Raw genomic sequence first — 20,466 nt, 5'->3', positions numbered from 1 at the left:
TATGGCGGTGTAGCTCAGCTGGCTAGAGCGTACGGTTCATACCCGTGAGGTCGGGGGTTCGATCCCCTCCGCCGCTATCCTTTTAAAAAGAACAATAAGCAAGGCCCGTTGGTCAAGCGGTTAAGACACCGCCCTTTCACGGCGGTAACACGGGTTCGAATCCCGTACGGGTCATCTTCAAAACAGCTTTCTATAGGAAAGCTGTTTTTTTGTGCTTTCGTAAAATTCTGATGAAAGACATCGACTTTCAAGAAAGTATGCCTTTTTGGCAAATAAAGCGTCGAACGTTTTATGGAAACGACAACTTCTTTTGACAAAATTTCTTTTTCACCTTCGCTATAATGACAAGCAACGAATATCAGGTGGGGGATGAAAAGATGGAAAAACTAGAAAGAAGAACTGATTTAACGGGAGCCGGGTTTGAAAGAATCAGTGCAGGGTTAAAAAAGATGAAAAACCTGTTTCTTCATCATACGCATTCTCTTTTTTTCTATAAAGGGTTTATTTATGTTGTTCTGGGCTTTTTATTGGGACGAGCCTTTATCTTATCTGAAATTATGCCGTTTGCATTGCCTTTCTTTGGGTCCATGCTGCTCATTAAAAGGGATAAAGCGATGCTTGCTTGTCTTGCTTTACTCGCTGGGGCGATGACGATATCACCTCAAAATGCATTATTCGTGTTTGCGTCATTGATCGTGTTCCTTCTCATGTCAAAGGTCGTTTCATTCATCATCAAAGACCCGGTGAAAACATTACCGGTTGTAATTGTGCTCTCAATGCTGATAACCAGGGGAGCTTTTGTATACCTCGAGCAGGGTGCGGTTCAAAGCTATGACTATGTGATGGCAGGGGTTGAAGCTGGACTTGCCTTCATTCTGACACTGATATTTCTTCAAAGTTTGCCGATTTTTACAGTCAGGAAAATCAAACACTCTTTAAAGGTTGAAGAAATTATTTGCTTTATGATATTAATCGCTTCAGTTTTAACAGGTCTGGCTGGGATCACATTTCAAGGAATGCAGGCAGAGCATATTTTGTCACGATATGTAGTGCTGAGCTTTGCCTTTATTGGAGGAGCGAGTATTGGTTGTACAGTGGGTGTTGTAACTGGATTAATTCTTGGTCTCGCCAACATCGGCAACCTTTATCAGATGAGTCTGCTTGCCTTTTCAGGCTTATTAGGCGGATTACTAAAAGAGGGGAAAAAAGCAGGAGCCGCCATCGGCTTGATTGTGGGTTCTTTACTAATCTCCCTCTACGGTGAAGGGTCAGCAGGGCTAATGACCACGCTATATGAATCACTCATCGCAGTTGCACTGTTTTTGCTCACGCCACAGTCAGTAACGTCCAAGGTGGCAAAATATATTCCTGGTACGGTAGAGCATGTACAGGAACAGCAGCAATATGCCAGAAAAGTACGAGACGTGACAGCAAAAAAGGTAGATCAATTCTCTAATGTATTTCATGCGCTGTCTGAGAGTTTTGCGACATTTTACGAATCCATTCCTGAGGAAAAGAAGCAGGAAGAGGATGTAGATCTTTTTTTAAGTACGATCACAGAACGTTCCTGTCAAACGTGCTATAAGAAAAATAAATGCTGGGTGCAGAACTTTGATACAACCTATGAACTCATGAAACAAGTTATGCATGAATCTGATGAAAAAACGTACGAGCATAACCGGAAGTTGAAAAAGAAATTCAGTCAGCACTGCTCAAAATCAAAGCATGTAGAAGAATTGATTGAAGAGGAGATAGCTTACTATAAAGCAAATCAGACCTTAAAGAAAAAGGTCCAAGACAGCAGGCGCCTTGTGGCCGAACAACTTATGGGTGTCTCACAAGTCATGGAGGATTTTTCCCGGGAAATAAAACGAGAAAGAGAGCAGCATTTTATTCAGGAAGAGCAGATGATAGAAGCACTTCAGAACTTTGGAATTGAAATTCAGCAAGTTGAAATTTATAGCTTAGAACAGGGAAATGTTGATATAGAGATGAGAATTCCCTATTGCCAAGGTCATGGGGAATGCGAAAAAATCATCGCTCCAATGCTCTCGGATATTTTAGAAGAACAAGTTTTAGTCAAAGCAGAGCAGTGTGCGGAGCATCCAACAGGTTATTGTCATGTTGTATTCGGTTCTGCAAAATCGTATCGAGTGTCTACAGGTGTAGCACATGCAGCGAAAGGCGGAGGATTAGTATCTGGAGACAGCTACAGCATGATGGAGCTGGGTGCAGGTAAATATGCCGCAGCTATTAGTGATGGGATGGGAAATGGAGCAAGAGCCCATTTTGAAAGCAATGAAACGATCAAGCTGTTAGAAAAAATTTTGGCGTCTGGTATTGATGAAAAAGTAGCGATTAAAACAATTAATAGCATTTTATCTTTACGGACAACAGATGAAATCTATTCCACATTAGACTTATCCATCATTGATTTACAGGATGCGAGCTGTAAGTTCCTCAAGATTGGCTCCACTCCAAGTTTTATTAAACGTGGTGATCAAGTGATGAAGGTACAGGCCAGCAACTTGCCTATTGGCATTATTGATGAATTTGAAGTAGAAGTGGTGAGTGAACAGATGAAGGCAGGAGATCTCCTTATCATGATGAGCGACGGTATCTTTGAAGGACCAAAGCATATCGAAAATCATGATTTGTGGGTCAAACGAAAAATGAAGAGCTTTAAAACAGAAGATCCGCAAGAGATTGCTGATTTATTAATGGAGGAGGTCATTCGCACAAGAGCAGGTCAAATTGATGACGATATGACGGTTGTCGTCATTAGGATCGACCACAATACACCAAAATGGGCATCCATTCCGACAGGTACATTCTATCTTCAGAAACAAGAGATTTCTTGAAATATCGTATAATATGAATTTCTTCTGGCGATGATGGGGTTATAAGCATTCAGTTACAATCCCAGGAGGAATGAAGATGCGAAAAGGTCACGTAAACCAAATCTTACTGATTACAGATGGCTGCTCAAATCATGGGGAAGACCCACTTGCGATTGCCGCATTGGCAAAGGAGCAAGGGATCACAGTCAATGTCATTGGCATTATGGAAGAGAACAGACACGATCATGAAGCGATGAAAGAAGTAGAGGGGATTGCTCTAGCAGGCGGAGGCATTCATCAGGTTGTCTACGTTCAGCAATTGTCTCAAACCGTACAAATGGTGACAAAAAAGGCGATGACGCAAACGTTACAAGGTGTTGTGAATAAAGAATTGCAGCAAATTCTTGGCAAAGATACTGAAATTGAAGAACTTCCCCCAGATAAGCGTGGAGAAGTGATGGAGGTTGTGGACGAGCTCGGTGAGACGGTTCATCTTCAAGTGCTTGTGCTTGTGGATACGAGTGCAAGTATGAAACCGAAGTTGCCAACGGTCAAAGAAGCACTCATCGATCTCTCTATTAGTCTAAATTCGAGAATTGGTGAAAATAAGTTTGGGATGTGTGTATTTCCCGGGAAAAACTCAGATGCAGAAATTGTGTTGAACTGGACGCCTCGGTTCGATTCGTTATCATCGATTTTCCCGAAGCTGACAACAGGAGGAATTACACCGACAGGACCAGCAATTCGAGAAGCACTCCAGCATTTCAAATCAGTTCGTTCACGAAAAGGGCTGCTTGAAGCGAAGGAAGAACATGATGAATTCGGCTTCTAACATCCCATTAGGTACAATGATAAAAGGAAAGTGGCATCACCAACATTACCGCATTGTAAAAGAGCTGGGAAAAGGGGCGAACGGTGTGGTTTATCTGGCCGAATCGTCAAAGGGGCAAGTGGCCCTTAAAGTGAGTGATGACAGTATGCTCATTGCATCTGAAGTCAATGTATTAAAATCCTTTTCAAAGGCTCCTGTGAAAACCATGGGGCCTTCTTTTTATGATATGGATGATGCTCTTTATCCTGGAATGTCAGAGAAACGGTCGTTTTATGTCATGGAGTATGTCAGAGGGCCATTGCTGCTTGAATTTGTGAAACAAAAAGGCGATGAATGGATCGTCGTTCTCATGATTCAACTGTTGTCTAACCTTGCTCACTTACATAAGGAAGGCTGGATCTTCGGTGACTTGAAGCCTGATAATCTCATCGTTTCAGGCCCCCCAGCTACGATTCGATGTATTGATGTTGGAGGAACAACGAAGGCAGGAAGGGCGATTAAGGAATACACCGAGTTTTTTGACCGCGGCTACTGGGGCTTCGGTACAAGAAAAGCAGAACCTTCTTATGATTTATTTGCTTTAAGTATGGTCATGGTGAACTGTGCCTATAAAAAAGAATTTAAAAAAGGGGCAGAACCAGAAAAGCAGCTTTATCGAGCGATTGAAGGACATCCTTTATTAAAGCGATATGAGAGGGTGTTGAAAGCGGCTCTCCAAGGCAAATATCAATCAGCCGCAGACATGAAAAGGGCGATGCTGAAAGAAGGACAATTACTTGCTTCAAGAAAATCACGACAAAAGAAGCCATCACAGCAAAATAGGCAAAAGCCAGCTGTTCCCCAACATCAACAGGTCGCACCTTCACGATCAAGAGTTGCTGCTGCGAAAAGAACATCAGTACGCAAAAAATCAGGCGGGCTTTTTGAAACCATTTTCATCTTATGCAGTGTGCTCGCTCTTTACTGTGCCTATGTGGTTTTATTCCTATTATAGAGCTGTAAAAAAGCAGGCTTCTTCTTTGCTTGGAGCTAATGAAAGTGATAGGATATGTATATCTTTAAATTACCTGCTCTTTGTGAGGAGGAAGTTGTGAATAGAATTGAATCTTTTTTGAAAAAACATGATGTTTTCCTTGAAAATACGACAGTCATTGTCGGGGTTTCTGGCGGACCAGATTCTATGCTCTTGCTGCATGAACTAAACAAACGTCGAAAAGGTTCCTTTCAGCTGATTGCAGCCCATGTAGATCACATGTTCAGAGGAGAAGAATCCTTTGCTGATTTGGCATTTGTTGAAGCGTACTGTAAAGAGCATGAGATCCTTTTTGAATCGGCTCGTATACAGGTCACCCAATATGCAAAAGAAAACCGCTTAAACAAACAGGCAGCTGCAAGAGAGTGCAGATATGCTTTCTTTCGTCAATTGATGGAACAGTACAACGCTCAATTTATAGCGCTTGCACATCATGGAGACGATCAAGTAGAAACAATGGTGATGAGGCTGACAAGGGGTACTGTTGGAATAGGACTCGCAGGTATGCAAGCAAAGCGCCCTTTTCAAGAAGGGTGGCTGATTCGTCCGCTGATTGGATATTCTAAGGATGATGTACTCACTGCTTGCGAAAAAGAACAAGTTCCTTATGTCATTGATCAAAGCAATCACACCGATGACTACTTGAGAAACCGGATCAGAAGACACGTTCTTCCCGTGTTAAAAGAAGAGGCACCTCATGTGCATGAAAGCTTTCAGTTTGTAAGTGACATGCTGACTGAGGATGAGCAGTACTTGCAGGCATTAACAAAGGATCAAATGCATCAAGTCATTACGAATCAAACGCCTAAGCAAATTGAGATCAAAACGAAGCCTTTGCTTGACCTGCCTTTGCCTTTACAAAGAAGAGGCATTCAACTAATATTAAACTATCTTTATGAAAACACTCAATCAGCGTTTTCAAACCAGCATATTCTAGGGACTTTGGACTGGTTATCTCATACTGATCAACCGTCTGGATCATTAGATTTGCCAAAAGGTTTACAAGCTGTCAAATCTTATGATCACTGTATGTTTACCTTTGAACGATCGCTTGTCATAGATCAGTCATATACTCATCATTTAAAAGGTGAGCTAGGCGAGGAACTTTTTCTCCCGAATGGACAGTCTATCTTGGTATCAAATCATGTTCCGAAGGATGCACGGAACGGAAACCATTTTTTCTTGCTTCAAAAAGATCATGTTCGTCTTCCTTTGATCATTCGCTCACGAAAAAACGGTGATCGAATCAAACTTAAAGGGATGAATGGATCAAAAAAGGTGAAAGATATATTTATTGATAAAAAAGTGCCTCTTGCAGAAAGAGACAGCTGGCCGATCGTCACTGACTCGGATCATCAAATCATCTGGATCCCAGGTCTGAAAAAATCCGTTTTTGAAGAAATTGATATGACAAACAGCGATCTCATTGTATTACAATATAGACAGCACGAAAATTTGTAGGGGGCAAGCAAAAGCATGAAACAAGATATTGAAAAGATTTTGATCTCAGAAGAAGAGATCCAGCTAAAAGTGAAAGAACTGGGTGCAACATTAACCAGCGATTATGATGGTAAATTTCCCCTGGCTATTGGTGTTTTGAAAGGGGCTCTTCCATTCATGGCAGACCTGATCAAACACATTGATACATATTTAGAGCTTGATTTTATGGATGTATCTAGCTACGGAAAGTCTACCGTATCTTCTGGAGAAGTGAAGATCATCAAAGATCTAGATACTTCTGTTGAAGGAAGAGATATTCTAATTATGGAAGATATCATCGACAGTGGGTTAACTTTGAGTTATCTGGTAGAGCTTTTCCGATACCGTAAAGCAAACTCCATTAAAATTGTGACATTGCTTGATAAACCAAGCGGCCGCAAAGCAGACATCAAAGCAGATTATGTTGGGTTTGAAGTACCAGATGCATTTGTTGTTGGCTATGGATTGGATTTTGCCGAACGTTACCGAAACCTCCCGTATATTGGAGTGTTAAAACCATCTGTTTACGAAGGCTAATGAGCACACGTTTACATGAGGTTATTGGTTGTGTTGGAATGATTTTCTATGATACTATTGAACATAGTTGTGCTTACTGTGGGAGGAGGTAAGGAATGAATCGGGTTTTTCGTAATACGATTTTTTATATACTTATTTTATTACTTGTGATAGGGGTTGTCAGTTGGTTAGGATCCCCTAATCAAAAGCCTGAGAACATGTCTTACAGCAAATTTTCGCAAAATTTAAGTGCGGGAAAAGTGGAGAGTATCTCCATCCAGCCTGTAAGAGGGGTTTATGAAATTCGTGGTCAATTAGATGGCGCGAAGAAAGATGAATACTTCATTACCCATGTTCCAGATGGTCAAGGTGTTGACCAGATTTACAGTGCACTGAAGAATACAGATGTAAAAGTAGAACCAGCACCTGAAACAAATGGATGGCTGCAAGTTCTGACAACCATCATTCCATTCATCATCATCTTTATCCTGTTCTTCTTCTTATTGAACCAAGCTCAAGGCGGTGGAAGCCGTGTCATGAACTTTGGTAAGAGTAAGGCGAAGCTTTACACAGAAGAGAAGAAACGTGTGAAATTTAAAGATGTTGCCGGTGCGGATGAAGAAAAACAAGAGCTCGTAGAAGTGGTTGAATTCTTAAAAGATCCACGTAAATTTGCGGAGCTTGGCGCAAGAATCCCTAAAGGGGTTTTACTAGTAGGACCTCCAGGTACAGGTAAAACATTGCTTGCGAGAGCATCTGCAGGAGAAGCAGGCGTTCCTTTCTTCAGCATCAGTGGTTCTGACTTCGTCGAGATGTTCGTCGGTGTCGGTGCATCACGTGTACGTGATTTGTTTGAAAATGCGAAAAAGAATGCACCTTGCTTAATCTTTATTGATGAGATTGATGCAGTGGGTCGTCAGCGTGGAGCAGGTCTTGGTGGTGGTCATGATGAGCGTGAACAAACGCTTAACCAGCTTCTTGTTGAAATGGATGGTTTTAGTGCCAACGAAGGGATTATTATCATTGCTGCAACGAACCGTGCAGATATCCTAGATCCTGCATTGCTACGTCCGGGACGTTTTGACCGTCAAATTACGGTTGACCGCCCAGATGTCATTGGCCGTGAAGAAGTACTGAAGGTTCATGCGAAAAACAAACCGCTTGATGATACAGTCAACTTGAAAGCCATTGCAAGCAGAACACCAGGGTTCTCTGGGGCAGATCTTGAGAACTTACTAAACGAAGCAGCACTTGTTGCTGCCCGTCAAAACAAAAAGAAAATTGATATGCGTGATATCGACGAAGCAACTGACCGTGTCATTGCTGGACCGGCTAAGAAAAGCCGTGTCATTTCGAAGAAAGAACGCAATATCGTGGCGTACCACGAAGCAGGTCATACCGTCATTGGACTTGTCCTTGACGAAGCTGACATGGTGCATAAAGTAACGATCGTTCCTCGTGGTCAGGCAGGCGGATATGCGGTCATGCTTCCAAGAGAAGACCGTTATTTCCAAACGAAGCCAGAGCTTCTTGATAAAATCGTCGGCTTGCTCGGCGGTCGTGTTGCAGAGGAAATTACGTTTGGTGAAGTAAGTACAGGCGCTCACAACGACTTCCAGCGTGCAACAGGCATTGCAAGAAGAATGGTCACAGAGTTCGGTATGTCTGATAAACTTGGTCCTCTACAATTCGGTCAAGCACAAGGAGGTCAAGTATTCCTTGGCCGTGATTTCAACAACGAGCCGAATTATAGTGAAGCGATCGCTTATGAAATTGACCAAGAAGTTCAGCGCTTCATCAAAGAAAGCTACGAACGTGCAAAACAAATTCTCACTGAGAATAAAGATAAGCTAGAAATCATCGCACAAGCTCTTCTAGAAGTGGAAACATTAGATGCTGAACAAATTAAATCTCTTTACGATACTGGAAAGCTTCCAGAGCGTGTATACGCAGATGACGAAGAGAAAAACGATGATGTGAAAGTGAACATCAAGAAAAAAGAAGAAGACGAGGAGATTTAATCTCCTTCTATAAAAAGCTGTCGGGCTCACCGGCAGCTTTTTTTATTTCGATTCATGAATGGATCGGTTTCGAATTGTTTACAAATGGAACTCAATTCGTGTATGGTATGATAGAAAGTCGAAAAATGCTCTTTTTGAGACACTATTCAAAGTGGTGATGAAGTTGTTACTCGTGATAGATGTAGGAAACACAAATACCGTTTTAGGTGTTTATCATAATGGCGATTTGAACTACCATTGGCGGATTGAAACAAGCCGTCATAAAACAGAAGATGAATTTGGTATGGCAATCCGATCCTTATTTGACTATGTAGGGCTGATGTTTGACCAGATAGAAGGGATTATCATTTCTTCTGTTGTCCCGCCAATGATGTTTGCTCTGGAAAGAATGTGCGAAAAGTATTTTCACATTACTCCTCAAATCGTTGGGCCTGGCATGAAGACTGGATTAAACATTATGTGTGATAATCCAAAGGAAGTCGGCGCTGATCGAATTGTGAACGCAGTGGCGGCCATTCACCTGTATGGGGCGCCTCTCATTGTGGTAGACTTTGGAACGGCCACAACCTACTGCTATATCAATGAACAGAAACAATACATGGGTGGGGCGATTGCACCTGGTATTACCATCTCAACAGAGGCTTTATATACAAGAGCGGCAAAACTGCCGAGAATTGAAATTGTCCGTCCAGATCACATTGTTGGAAAAAATACCATCAGTGCGATGCAATCCGGCATCCTTTATGGATATGTTGGTCAAGTCGAGGGCATAGTGAAACGGATGAAGCAGCAAGCCAAACAAACACCGAAAGTCATTGCAACAGGCGGTTTGTCTACATTGATTGGAAATGAATCAGACTGTATTGATATTGTCGATCCGTTCCTCACATTAAAAGGACTTCAATTAATTTATGAACGCAATCGTGTCGGTGTATTATAGGAGGGTTTAATCAAAATGGATTATTTAGTTAAAGCGTTAGCATATGACGGGAAAGTCCGTGCGTATGCTGCGAACACAACAGATACAATCAACGAAGCGCAGAGAAGACACCATACGTGGCCAACTGCTTCAGCTGCAATCGGCAGAACCATGACAGCGACTGTCATGATGGGAGCCATGCTGAAAGGCGAGAATAAATTAACTGTCAAAATTGAAGGCGGTGGGCCGATCGGAGCCATCATTGCGGATGGAAACGCAAAAGGTCAGGTGCGCGGATATGTCTCAAACCCACAAGTTCACTTTGATTTAAATGAACATGGGAAGCTGGACGTTAGACGTGCTGTTGGAACATCTGGAACGTTAAGTGTTGTCAAAGATATCGGACTGAAAGACCACTTTACAGGGCAAACAGAAATTGTCTCAGGTGAAATTGGAGATGACTTTACTTATTACCTCGTCTCCTCTGAACAAGTGCCATCCTCTGTAGGTGTGGGTGTTCTTGTCAATCCAGATAACTCGATCCTTGCAGCAGGCGGTTTCATCATTCAATTGCTGCCTGGAACAGAAGATGCAGTCATCGAAAGACTCGAAAAGAGATTATCAACCATTGAACCAATCTCTAAACTGATTGAAAAAGGGATGACTCCTGAAGAAATTTTAGAAGAAGTGCTCGGTGAAAAACCTCAAATTTTAGAAACTGTACCTGTCGAATTTTCTTGTAACTGCTCAAAAGAACGGTTTGCCAACGGTATTATCAGCCTAGGGAAAGCCGAAATTGAGGATATGATTGAACAAGACGGACAAGCAGAAGCTCAATGCCATTTTTGTAACGAAACGTATGTATTTACAAAAGAAGAGCTAGAAGAGCTACGTGAAGAAATAACCCGCTAAGCTCTAAGCAGCGGGTTTTCTTTTTAGAATGGAAAGGAGACGAAAGATGAGACTGAAAGCAAGAGTGGTATGGACATTTATCCTCGTTCTGCTCATGATTAATGCCGTTGTCATTGCATATGTATTAACAAAATCACAAATGTCGCAGGCTTCTTCAAATGGGAAGAGCGGTGAAGAAATTGCTTCTATTGGGAAAGAGAAAGTCACACGTCAAGAATGGTTAAAGAAAATGGAAGACCGCTACGGAAAGGCAACACTTGAACAAATGATCAATCAGAAGGTAGTCAATCAGCTTGCGAAAGAAAACAAACTGGAGGTATCTTCAAAAGAGATCAATCGTGAGCTGCTGATGCTGAAAGCGGTATCTAATAATTTCTACGAAGACGGTCATACAAGCGAAAAGGAATGGAAAGAGCAGATTCGTTATCAAATTTTATTAGAACAGCTTCTAACGAGAGATGCGGTCGTTTCTGAAAAAGAAGCCAAATCCTTTTATGAAAAAAACAAAGACTTGTATCAATATGATGACTCATACCGAATTCGCCACATTGTTGTGAAAACAAAAGACGAGGCACAAAGTGTATTAAAAGATTTAAAGGGCGGATCTAGTTTCGAAGCTGTAGCAGCTGAACGATCCACCGATCGATATACCTCTCCTTACGGCGGAGATCTTGGATTTGTCACAGAAGAGCAAGAAAGCATTCCAGCCCTATACATACAAGAAGCCCAAAAGCTTAAGCCAGATGAATGGACGAAAGAGCCGATCGAGATTAAAAATGGTTATGCCATCATACAATTAAAAGAAAAATTAAATGGCCGCTCCTTCTCTTATGAAGAAGTCAAAGATCAGATCAAAAGGCAGATCGCCATGGAAGATCTGGGTGAAAAGGCGAATGTCAAAACCCTGTGGAAAGAAGCAAAAGTCACATGGTTTTACGATGGAGAGCAGGACTAAAAGCATTGACAAAATTTTTCGAAATTGATAATTTAATATTAATACAATAAAATTACTCGGAGATAGAGGTGTTAGTGATGGCTCGTATTGCAAATTCAGTTTTTGAACTAATAGGAAATACACCAGTCGTTAAATTAAACCGTTTAGTAGATGAAGACAGTGCGGATGTCTACTTGAAACTTGAATATATGAACCCAGGCAGCAGTGTAAAAGATCGTATTGCGTTAGCGATGATCGAAGATGCTGAAGCAAAAGGTACATTAAAAGCTGGTGACACACTCATTGAGCCAACAAGCGGAAACACAGGAATCGGTCTTGCGATGGTCGCGGCTGCAAAAGGAATCAATGCGATTTTAGTTATGCCGGATACAATGAGTCAGGAGCGCCGCAACCTTTTACGCGCTTACGGTGCAGAGCTTGTCTTAACACCGGGTGCAGAAGGAATGAAAGGTGCCATCAAAAAAGCAGAAGAATTAGCGGAAGAGCACGGATACTTCATGCCTCAGCAGTTCAGCAATGAAGCCAACGCTGAGATTCACCGCCGCACAACAGGGAAAGAGATTCTTGAACAGTTTGACGGCGAACTTGATGCATTTATTGCAGGAGTTGGTACGGGTGGTACGATTACAGGTGCTGGTGAAGTCCTGAAAGAAGCCATTCCATCTATTCAGCTTTATGCGGTAGAACCAACAGATTCTCCTGTACTATCAGGCGGGAAACCAGGTCCGCATAAAATTCAAGGCATCGGAGCAGGCTTTGTTCCATCTATCTTGAACACAGAAGTATATGACGGCATTATCCAAGTGAAAAACGAAGATGCATTTGAACTTGCAAGAAAGGCAGCGAAAGAAGAAGGAATCCTTGGTGGTATATCTTCAGGAGCAGCCATTTATGCAGCGCTTCAAACAGCGAAGAAGCTTGGTAAAGGGAAAAAAGTTCTAGCGATTATTCCAAGTAACGGTGAACGTTACCTTAGTACGCCGCTTTATCAATTTGATTAAACAATACACCCCAGCATTTGCTGGGGTTTTTTTATGAATTCTGAAGATGGAAAGCAAATACTATTTTCTAAATAAATTGGATTGCATTACAATAAGATTAATGAAAATGAAAAAGGATGATAACATGACACAACGTAGGCCGATGGGCATCAAAATTCCTTTTACGAAAGATGCATTCTTGAAACGATACGAACAATTAACGGCTCATGAATCACATCACGTCCTTCTTGAAAGTGCACGTGGCGGAGAATACAGTATTGCCGGCATTCATCCGATCGCTAAAGCGAAAGGGAAGGACGGGATGACCACCATCCATTATCAGAATGAGGTGTTGTTCAAAGAGGGAGATCCTTTTAGGGCATTTGCTGATTGGTTTCAAACCCTACAAACCGAAACGAACGATGAATATCCTGACTTCCAAGGTGGAGCGATTGGATTTTTAAGCTATGATTACGCAAGATATATCGAGCATTTTAAAATGCTGTCCATCGATGATTTGAAGACGCCTGATTTGTATTTCCTCGTATTCAATGATGTCGCTGTCTTTGATCATAATAAAGACGTCCTCTGGCTGATGACTCATACAGAAGGAGACGAACCTGTCAGTGAAGTTCATCAAAGACTCGAAAAATTAAAGCAAAGCTGGACAAGCACATCAGAAGAATCAGCACATTCACCTGTCAATGTGTCTTCTTCGGAATGTGTACCTGCTGCACCTTTTACTGAAGAAGCTTTCGGGGAAGCTGTAGAAACGATTAAACAATATATCGCCAGCGGTGACGTGTTCCAAGTGAACCTATCGATTAGACAAGATGAACAGCTTCATACCCACCCATATCATTTATACAAAACATTACGTCACGTGAATCCATCTCCATATATGTCATATCTGCACACGCCAGATTTCCAAATTGTCTGTGGATCTCCAGAACTGCTTATTAAGAAAAAAGGCATTCAGCTCGAAACAAGACCGATCGCTGGCACAAGATCAAGAGGCAAGGATGATGCGGAAGATCAAGCGCTGGCAAAAGAACTCATTGAAGATGAAAAAGAACGCGCAGAACATGTGATGCTCGTTGATCTTGAGCGGAATGATCTTGGACGAGTGTCTACTTATGGCTCAGTCAAGGTGAACGAGTTTATGGCCATTGAGAAATATTCACACGTGATGCACATTGTATCAAATGTCCAAGGGGAGCTGCGTGATGATTGTGATGCAGTAGATGTCATGAGAGCTGTATTCCCAGGCGGCACAATTACAGGTGCGCCAAAAGTGAGAACAATGGAAATCATAGAAGAGCTTGAGCCGACAAGGCGTGGGCTTTATACTGGATCTATAGGCTGGTTTGGATTCAATCAAGATATGCATTTTAATATCGTCATTCGCACGGCTTATTGTACAGGGGGCAGAGCCTTCATGCAGTCAGGTGCAGGCATTGTCATCGATTCTGTACCAAAGCACGAATACAAAGAATCGATTAAAAAAGCCTATGCAGTGAAAAAAGCATTACAGTTGAGCAAAGAAGAGACTATTTTGAGTTAGAGGTGAGCAGAGTATGATATTAATGATTGATAATTACGATTCATTTACGTACAACCTGGTTCAGTATTTAGGTGAGCTTGGGGAAGAACTGATTGTAAAACGAAACGATCAAGTCACTATTCAAGAAATCGAAGAGCTCAAGCCAGACTTTCTGATGATTTCTCCAGGACCTTGCAGTCCGGATGAAGCAGGAATTAGTATGGAAGCGATCAAACATTTTGCTGGGAAGATTCCGATCTTCGGTGTCTGTCTAGGTCATCAATCCATTGCACAAGTATTTGGTGGAGATGTCATTCGTGCGGAGCGGTTAATGCATGGGAAAACATCAGAGATTGAACATGACGGCAAAGGTGTCTTCACGGGACTCCAAAATCCGCTCGTCGCAACGAGATATCATTCATTAATTGTTAAAGACGAGACGCTACCGGAGTGCTTTGTCAGAACAGCGAGCACAAAGGAAGGCGAACTCATGGCCATTCGCCATAAAGAACTTCCGATTGAAAGTGTTCAATTCCATCCAGAATCGATTATGACGTCCTTCGGTAAAGAAATGCTCAGAAATTTCATTGAAACCTATCGTAAAAAGGGGAATGAAGTAAACGCATGATCATTTACCTGAACGGTCAGTATATAGAGGAGAAAGACGCGACTCTTTCTCCTTTTGATCATGGTTTTCTATATGGCATCGGTGTATTCGAAACATTTACCTCTCTAGCAGGACAAGTCTTCTTGTTAGACTGGCATCTTGAAAGGCTCAATCAATCATTGCGTGACCTTTGCATCGAATCCACAATAGAGAAACCATTTGTACTCGACATCATTCAAACATTATTCAATCAAAACCAAATAACGGACGGTCATGCGAGGATCCGCTTCAATGTTTCTGCGGGCAGAGGCAATGGATTTTCTGCAGACCCTTATGAGGAGCCTGTTGTTTTTGTGATGATCTCCCCATTCCGGCCAGAATCAATAGTAGATGAAAAACAGGGAATCATTCTTGATACAAGAAGAAACACACCGGAAGGTCCAAGACGGCTCAAGTCGCATCATTACATGAACAACCTGCTGGCGAAAAGAGAAGTAGGGAACGATCCGTCTGTAGAAGGGATCTTTTTAACAAAAGAAGACGATGTGGCAGAAGGAATTACGTCAAATCTATTTTGGCGAAAAAAAGATGTGATCTATACACCTTCACTTGATACCGGCATTTTAAACGGGGTTACCCGTCGATATTGTATCGAAACGCTGCAAGCTTCGGGGATTCCACTAATAGAAGGAAGATATCCACTCTCACACTTGCTCTCAGCTGATGAGGCGTGGATGACCAATTCGGTTCAGGGAATTGTGCCTTTTAAAAATATCGGAGACACCGTCCTGCAAAACCACAACCGAACGATTTCGACCAAGCTGAGAACAGAATATACAAAAGAACGTCTAGAACATAAAGAGTAGGTGGACACAATGACACAACAATTGATAAAGCAGCCTAAAATCATACAAGCCAAGCACCATACCCTTAGTTATGAAGAAAAGACATTGGTCATGGGCATTTTAAATGTCACACCGGACTCTTTTTCAGATGGAGGAAAATTCAATCAAATTGATAAAGCGCTAGCTCATGCAACGCAGCTCATAGAAGATGGGGCGCATATTATTGATATTGGCGGTGAATCGACTCGGCCGGGAGCGGCACTTGTCTCAGAGCAAGAGGAGCTTTCAAGGGTCATTCCTGTCATTGAGAAGATCACAAAAGAATTGGACATACCTATTTCTATTGATACGTATAAAGCCCATGTCGCAGATGAGGCAGTGAAAGCGGGAGCCTCAATCATTAATGATGTATGGGGGGCGAAAGCTGATCCTCAAATGGCGCATGTGGCAGCGAAGCACAACGTGCCAATCATCTTAATGCACAATCGACCAGAGCGGAATTACACCCATCTGATTTCAGATATGATTGCAGATCTGAAAGAAAGTGTTCACATTGTGAAACAAGCGGGTGTCCGTGATGACATGATCATATTAGATCCTGGTGTAGGATTTGCGAAAAATAAAACTGACAACCTCATGGTCATGAATGAACTTGAACATTTTTGCCACCTAGGGTATCCGCTGCTTCTAGCAACATCCCGCAAACGATTCATCGGTGCAGTTTTAGACCTGCCGCCTGAAGAACGTACTGAAGGAACGGGTGCGACGGTCTGTCTTGGGATTCAAAAGGGCAGCGCGATGGTCCGAGTGCACGATGTAAAAGAAATCGCAAGAATGGCAAAAATGATGGATGCCATGCTGAATAAAGGAGGCGCTTATCATCGATAAAGTATATGTAAACGGAATGGAATTTTACGGCTATCACGGTGTATTTGCAGAAGAGAATAAACTAGGCCAGCGCTTTCGTGTGGACCTAACAGCTTCACTGGATTTAAGTAAGGCAGGACAAACGGATGACCTAAATGAGACCATCAACTATGCTGAGCTCTACAACATCTGCAAAAATATTGTAGAAGGGGCCCCAGTGAACCTCGTTGAAACGCTGACAGAAAGAATTGCAAATCAAGTGTTAAAGGACTTTCCGACAGTTCAAGAATGTACAGTAAAAGTAATCAAACCAGATCCGCCAATTCCAGGACACTATCAGTCCGTTGCCATTGAAATGACGAGATCACGCGCATGAACAATACAGCTTATATCGCTTTAGGCTCAAACATAGGAAAAAAGGAAACCTACTTAAAAGAAGCTGTCAAAAAACTTCACGAATATCCAGGTGTTCAAGTTGAATCCATTTCATCTATATATGAGACAACACCTGTAGGCTACGAGAATCAGGATGACTTCTTGAACATGGCTGTGAAGATTTCCACCTCGCTTCGTCCTGAAGAACTTCTATCACTGACTCAGAACATTGAGAAGGAGTTAGGCAGAACAAGAGAAGTGAGGTGGGGTCCTCGGACAGCTGACCTTGACATTTTACTTTATAATCGTGAAAATATTGAAACAGAACAACTTGTAGTGCCGCATCCTAGAATGTACGAACGTTTATTCGTTCTTGTTCCGATGAGTGAGATTTGCCCAGAAATCGGCGAAGCCCAGATAAACGCCGTAACAGACCAAGAAGGTGTAAGCATATGGAAAAAGACATGTGGGGTAGAAGAATTCGTGCATACCGAAAGCTAAAAGGGTATACTCAGGAAGGGTTCGCCAAAAGACTGGGCATCTCTGTCTCTGTCTTAGGGGAAATTGAGCGAGGCAATCGATTACCAACAAACCAAATGGTTGGTCAAATAGCAGATGCTTTAAATATAACGGTGGAAGAACTTTCACCAATTCTTGAAGAAGAAAGGAGGGGACATGATGTTTAAAATCGGAGATATCGAAATTAAAAACAAAGTAGTGCTCGCACCAATGGCTGGTGTGTGTAACTCTGCTTTCAGACTCACGGTGAAAGAGTTTGGAGCGGGCTTAGTCTGCGCTGAAATGGTCAGTGACAAAGCGATCTTGATTAATAATGCCAGAACGATGGGCATGCTGTACATTGATGAACGTGAAAAACCGTTGAGCCTTCAGATATTTGGGGGAGAAAAGGACACGCTCGTAGAAGCGGCCAAGTTTGTAGACCAGAATACAACGGCGGACATTATTGATATTAATATGGGATGTCCTGTGCCGAAGATTACGAAATGTGATGCAGGAGCGAAATGGCTACTTGATCCAAACAAGATTTATGAAATGGTCTCTGCTGTTGTAGATGCTGTAGATAAACCTGTTACGGTGAAAATGAGAATGGGCTGGGACGAAGACCATATCTTCGCTATCGAAAATGCCCGTGCTGTTGAACGAGCAGGTGGACAAGCGGTTGCGCTTCACGGACGGACACGTGTACAGATGTACGAAGGAACAGCGAATTGGGATATTATAAAAGAGGTCAAACAATCTGTTTCCATTCCAGTCATCGGCAATGGAGATGTCAAAACCCCTCAGGATGCAAAACGTATGCTTGATGAAACGGGTGCAGATGCTGTCATGATCGGAAGAGCCGCACTAGGAAACCCGTGGATGATTTACCGGACGGTTCATTATTTAGAAACGGGTGAACTAAAAGAAGAGCCTAATGTGCGTGAGAAAATGTCTGTGTGCAAACTTCACTTAGACAGACTCATAGACCTGAAAGGCGAGCATGTGGCTGTCAGAGAAATGAGAAAACATGCAGCATGGTACTTAAAAGGTGTCCGAGGCAATGCAGATGTAAGAAACCAAATCAATCAAAGTGAAACGAGAGCGGAGCTTGTAAAAGTTCTAGATGACTTTACGATCGAAGCCGAGGCAAAAGAGCTTCAAAGAATAAAAGTAGGATAAGACTATCTTTCTTTTTGTAGCTCACTGCTAGTGCACGTACTGGCAGTTTTTCTGCTTTTCTCTGCAAAATACATTATTGGAGTGATATAAATGAGTAATGAAGGGCTTAATAACGAAGAATTAAATGATCAATTCCAAGTAAGACGTGACAAAATGAATAAAATGAGAGAAGAGGGTATCGATCCATTCGGTGAACGATATGACCGTTCTCATCAATCTGCACAAATTATTGCTGAATATGACGAGTTTTCAAAAGAAGACTTAGAAGAAAAAGCAGCTCAAGTAACAATTGCTGGCCGTATGATGACAAAACGCGGAAAAGGGAAAGCTGGCTTTGCACACATTCAAGACTTAGAAGGACAAATTCAAATCTATGTGCGTAAAGATAGTGTAGGAGAAGAAGCTTACGAATTATTCAAAAGCTCGGACCTAGGCGATATTATCGGTGTGACGGGAACCGTATTTAAAACGAATGTAGGAGAACTTTCAATTAAAGCGACTAGCTTTGAGGTTCTGACAAAAGCACTTCGCCCGCTCCCTGATAAATATCACGGACTAAAAGATGTAGAACAACGCTATCGTCAGCGTTACCTTGACTTGATTGTCAATCCAGAAAGTAAGCAGACGTTCATCATGCGAAGCAAAATCATTCAATCAATGAGAAGATACTTAGATTCAAAAGGATACCTAGAAGTTGAAACACCAACAATGCATAGCATCCCTGGTGGTGCATCAGCTCGTCCTTTCATTACTCATCACAATGCACTTGATATGCCGCTTTATATGCGTATTGCGATCGAGCTGCACTTAAAACGCCTAATTGTCGGTGGTCTAGAGAAAGTATACGAGATTGGCCGCGTATTCCGTAATGAAGGAGTCTCAACTCGTCATAACCCGGAATTTACTATGATTGAGCTGTATGAAGCATATGCAGACTATAAAGATATCATGAACCTAACGGAAAACTTGATTGCTCATATTGCTCAAGAGGTACTAGGAACAACAACGATTCAATATGGAGAAGATGAAATTGATCTAAAACCTGAATGGAAGAGACTCCATATGGTTGAAGCAGTCAAAGAAGCGACAGGTGTAGACTTCTGGCAAGAGATGTCTGTAGAAGAAGCAAAACAGCATGCTGCTGATCACGGTGTTGAAATCACAAAAAACATGACAGTAGGTCATATTATCAATGAGTTCTTCGAGCAAAAAGTAGAAGAAACACTGGTTCAGCCTACTTTTATTTACGGGCACCCAGTCGAGATTTCTCCATTAGCTAAGAAAAATCCTGAAGACCCGCGCTTCACGGACCGCTTTGAGCTATTCATCGTGCGTCGCGAGCATGCAAATGCATTCACCGAGCTGAATGATCCAATCGACCAAAGAGAACGTTTTGAAGCTCAATTAAAAGAACGTGAAGAAGGAAATGACGAAGCGCATCTCATGGATGACGATTTTGTTGAAGCATTAGAATATGGCATGCCGCCAACAGGCGGACTAGGAATCGGTATCGACCGATTAATCATGCTACTAACAAATTCTCCATCAATCAGAGATGTACTGCTTTTCCCGCAAATGAGAAACCGTTAATACATCAACAAAAGCGCCATTTGATCTGTGGCGCTTTTTATTTTTCATAAAATGAAACTTTTTTTAAAAAAACTATTGCAAGAAAAGAATCCAGATGGTATATTATTATTCGTTGCCGCAAAACAGCAACGAGGTTGAAAAAAGAAAATGAAAAAAGTTCTTGACTTCAACCGAAGAAAAATGTTAAGATATTAAAGTCGCTTACGAGCGATAACGAAGATGATCTTTGAAAACTAAACAAGACAAAACGTACCTGTTAATTCGAGTTTTTATAAAAAAATCCTATGATACTTCATAGGTAGTCAGTCAAACTGGCGAAAAACAAAACTTCGGTTTTGTACTTTTTCGGAGAGTTTGATCCTGGCTCAGGACGAACGCTGGCGGCGTGCCTAATACATGCAAGTCGAGCGGACAGAAGGGAGCTTGCTCCCGGATGTTAGCGGCGGACGGGTGAGTAACACGTGGGTAACCT

18 protein-coding genes, 2 tRNA genes, 1 rRNA gene and 1 pseudogene are annotated in these 20,466 nt (G+C 42.1%); all 22 read left to right on the top strand.

Annotated elements, in window-relative coordinates:
• Positions 1–3: 3 nt before the first annotated feature.
• Positions 4–77 (top strand) — tRNA-Met (locus EBQ12_RS18770).
• Between the two features lie 25 nt (positions 78–102).
• Positions 103–174, top strand: a tRNA-Glu gene (locus EBQ12_RS18765).
• A gap of 203 nt (positions 175–377) precedes the next feature.
• The gene (gene spoIIE / locus EBQ12_RS18760; RefSeq protein ID WP_125591002.1) at positions 378–2,861 is read left to right on the top strand and encodes a stage II sporulation protein E; all 2,484 of its coding nucleotides are present in this window, start codon (positions 378–380) and stop codon (positions 2,859–2,861) included.
• Positions 2,862–2,937: 76 nt separating this feature from the next.
• Positions 2,938–3,672: a vWA domain-containing protein gene (locus EBQ12_RS18755; RefSeq protein WP_125591001.1), complete on the top strand. Its 735-nt coding sequence runs from the start codon at positions 2,938–2,940 to the stop codon at positions 3,670–3,672.
• A complete protein-coding gene (locus tag EBQ12_RS18750) occupies positions 3,656–4,666 on the top strand; it encodes a serine/threonine protein kinase (protein ID WP_125590999.1) in 1,011 nt (336 codons plus the stop codon). Before EBQ12_RS18755 ends, EBQ12_RS18750 begins: the two co-directional genes overlap by 17 nt.
• Before the next feature lie 96 nt (positions 4,667–4,762).
• Positions 4,763–6,185: pseudogene (tilS, locus tag EBQ12_RS18745) on the top strand (tRNA lysidine(34) synthetase TilS).
• Positions 6,182–6,721, top strand: a complete 540-nt coding sequence (gene hpt / locus EBQ12_RS18740) for a hypoxanthine phosphoribosyltransferase (RefSeq protein WP_007496175.1) — start codon at positions 6,182–6,184, stop codon at positions 6,719–6,721. The pseudogene tilS and the gene hpt overlap by 4 nt, the downstream one beginning before the upstream one ends.
• Positions 6,722–6,816: 95 nt before the next feature.
• The gene (ftsH, locus tag EBQ12_RS18735; RefSeq protein ID WP_007496173.1) at positions 6,817–8,721 is read left to right on the top strand and encodes an ATP-dependent zinc metalloprotease FtsH; all 1,905 of its coding nucleotides are present in this window, start codon (positions 6,817–6,819) and stop codon (positions 8,719–8,721) included.
• 163 nt (positions 8,722–8,884) lie between these two features.
• Complete coding sequence (locus EBQ12_RS18730) at positions 8,885–9,661, top strand: type III pantothenate kinase (RefSeq protein ID WP_008341820.1); 777 nt, start codon at positions 8,885–8,887, stop codon at positions 9,659–9,661.
• A 15-nt stretch (positions 9,662–9,676) separates the two neighbouring features.
• Positions 9,677–10,552, top strand: coding sequence for an Hsp33 family molecular chaperone HslO (gene hslO / locus EBQ12_RS18725; protein WP_007496169.1), 876 nt, complete (start codon positions 9,677–9,679; stop codon positions 10,550–10,552).
• Between the two features lie 46 nt (positions 10,553–10,598).
• On the top strand, positions 10,599–11,507 hold the full coding sequence (locus EBQ12_RS18720) for a peptidyl-prolyl cis-trans isomerase (RefSeq protein WP_035391546.1): 909 nt from the start codon (positions 10,599–10,601) through the stop codon (positions 11,505–11,507).
• A 77-nt stretch (positions 11,508–11,584) separates the two neighbouring features.
• The gene (gene cysK / locus EBQ12_RS18715) at positions 11,585–12,508 is read left to right on the top strand and encodes a cysteine synthase A (protein WP_017359310.1); all 924 of its coding nucleotides are present in this window, start codon (positions 11,585–11,587) and stop codon (positions 12,506–12,508) included.
• A gap of 124 nt (positions 12,509–12,632) precedes the next feature.
• Complete coding sequence (locus EBQ12_RS18710; RefSeq protein WP_125590997.1) at positions 12,633–14,051, top strand: anthranilate synthase component I family protein; 1,419 nt, start codon at positions 12,633–12,635, stop codon at positions 14,049–14,051.
• Between the two features lie 13 nt (positions 14,052–14,064).
• Positions 14,065–14,658 carry an aminodeoxychorismate/anthranilate synthase component II gene (pabA, locus tag EBQ12_RS18705; protein WP_008341810.1) on the top strand — a complete coding sequence of 198 codons (594 nt, stop codon included), beginning with the start codon at positions 14,065–14,067 and terminating at the stop codon, positions 14,656–14,658.
• On the top strand, positions 14,655–15,503 hold the full coding sequence (gene pabC / locus EBQ12_RS18700) for an aminodeoxychorismate lyase (protein WP_125590996.1): 849 nt from the start codon (positions 14,655–14,657) through the stop codon (positions 15,501–15,503). The genes pabA and pabC overlap by 4 nt, the downstream gene beginning before the upstream one ends.
• Before the next feature lie 9 nt (positions 15,504–15,512).
• Complete coding sequence (folP, locus tag EBQ12_RS18695; protein ID WP_047946846.1) at positions 15,513–16,370, top strand: dihydropteroate synthase; 858 nt, start codon at positions 15,513–15,515, stop codon at positions 16,368–16,370.
• Complete coding sequence (gene folB, locus EBQ12_RS18690) at positions 16,363–16,725, top strand: dihydroneopterin aldolase (protein ID WP_125590994.1); 363 nt, start codon at positions 16,363–16,365, stop codon at positions 16,723–16,725. Before folP ends, folB begins: the two co-directional genes overlap by 8 nt.
• A complete protein-coding gene (gene folK, locus EBQ12_RS18685) occupies positions 16,722–17,225 on the top strand; it encodes a 2-amino-4-hydroxy-6-hydroxymethyldihydropteridine diphosphokinase (protein ID WP_125590992.1) in 504 nt (167 codons plus the stop codon). The genes folB and folK overlap by 4 nt, the downstream gene beginning before the upstream one ends.
• Positions 17,177–17,410, top strand: coding sequence for a helix-turn-helix domain-containing protein (locus EBQ12_RS18680; RefSeq protein WP_008341798.1), 234 nt, complete (start codon positions 17,177–17,179; stop codon positions 17,408–17,410). The genes folK and EBQ12_RS18680 overlap by 49 nt, the downstream gene beginning before the upstream one ends.
• A complete protein-coding gene (gene dusB / locus EBQ12_RS18675) occupies positions 17,403–18,404 on the top strand; it encodes a tRNA dihydrouridine synthase DusB (RefSeq protein ID WP_125590990.1) in 1,002 nt (333 codons plus the stop codon). Before EBQ12_RS18680 ends, dusB begins: the two co-directional genes overlap by 8 nt.
• 90 nt (positions 18,405–18,494) lie before the next feature.
• A complete protein-coding gene (gene lysS, locus EBQ12_RS18670; protein ID WP_025206611.1) occupies positions 18,495–19,994 on the top strand; it encodes a lysine--tRNA ligase in 1,500 nt (499 codons plus the stop codon).
• A gap of 342 nt (positions 19,995–20,336) precedes the next feature.
• Positions 20,337–20,466: ribosomal RNA gene (locus EBQ12_RS18665) — 16S ribosomal RNA — on the top strand; the annotation flags it as partial.

Source organism: Bacillus sp. 2B09, from assembly GCF_003946835.1.
GTDB lineage: Bacteria > Bacillota > Bacilli > Bacillales > Bacillaceae > Bacillus > Bacillus altitudinis.
Note: the sequence above shows the minus strand (reverse complement) of the source record. Positions and strands in the feature narration are given on the sequence as shown.

Bases quoted from the DNA above. Each gene is read 5' to 3' on its own strand.
- spoIIE (WP_125591002.1), top strand. From the start codon at position 378: ATGGAAAAACTAGAAAGAAGAACTGATTTAACGGGAGCCGGGTTTGAA.
- pabA (WP_008341810.1), top strand. From the start codon at position 14,065: ATGATATTAATGATTGATAATTACGATTCATTTACGTACAACCTGGTT.
- dusB (WP_125590990.1), top strand. From the start codon at position 17,403: ATGTTTAAAATCGGAGATATCGAAATTAAAAACAAAGTAGTGCTCGCA.
- EBQ12_RS18750 (WP_125590999.1), top strand. From the start codon at position 3,656: ATGAATTCGGCTTCTAACATCCCATTAGGTACAATGATAAAAGGAAAG.
- pabC (WP_125590996.1), top strand. From the start codon at position 14,655: ATGATCATTTACCTGAACGGTCAGTATATAGAGGAGAAAGACGCGACT.
- folK (WP_125590992.1), top strand. From the start codon at position 16,722: ATGAACAATACAGCTTATATCGCTTTAGGCTCAAACATAGGAAAAAAG.
- hslO (WP_007496169.1), top strand. From the start codon at position 9,677: ATGGATTATTTAGTTAAAGCGTTAGCATATGACGGGAAAGTCCGTGCG.
- EBQ12_RS18720 (WP_035391546.1), top strand. From the start codon at position 10,599: ATGAGACTGAAAGCAAGAGTGGTATGGACATTTATCCTCGTTCTGCTC.
- lysS (WP_025206611.1), top strand. From the start codon at position 18,495: ATGAGTAATGAAGGGCTTAATAACGAAGAATTAAATGATCAATTCCAA.
- EBQ12_RS18680 (WP_008341798.1), top strand. From the start codon at position 17,177: ATGGAAAAAGACATGTGGGGTAGAAGAATTCGTGCATACCGAAAGCTA.
- hpt (WP_007496175.1), top strand. From the start codon at position 6,182: ATGAAACAAGATATTGAAAAGATTTTGATCTCAGAAGAAGAGATCCAG.
- EBQ12_RS18710 (WP_125590997.1), top strand. From the start codon at position 12,633: ATGACACAACGTAGGCCGATGGGCATCAAAATTCCTTTTACGAAAGAT.
- EBQ12_RS18755 (WP_125591001.1), top strand. From the start codon at position 2,938: ATGCGAAAAGGTCACGTAAACCAAATCTTACTGATTACAGATGGCTGC.
- cysK (WP_017359310.1), top strand. From the start codon at position 11,585: ATGGCTCGTATTGCAAATTCAGTTTTTGAACTAATAGGAAATACACCA.
- ftsH (WP_007496173.1), top strand. From the start codon at position 6,817: ATGAATCGGGTTTTTCGTAATACGATTTTTTATATACTTATTTTATTA.
- folP (WP_047946846.1), top strand. From the start codon at position 15,513: ATGACACAACAATTGATAAAGCAGCCTAAAATCATACAAGCCAAGCAC.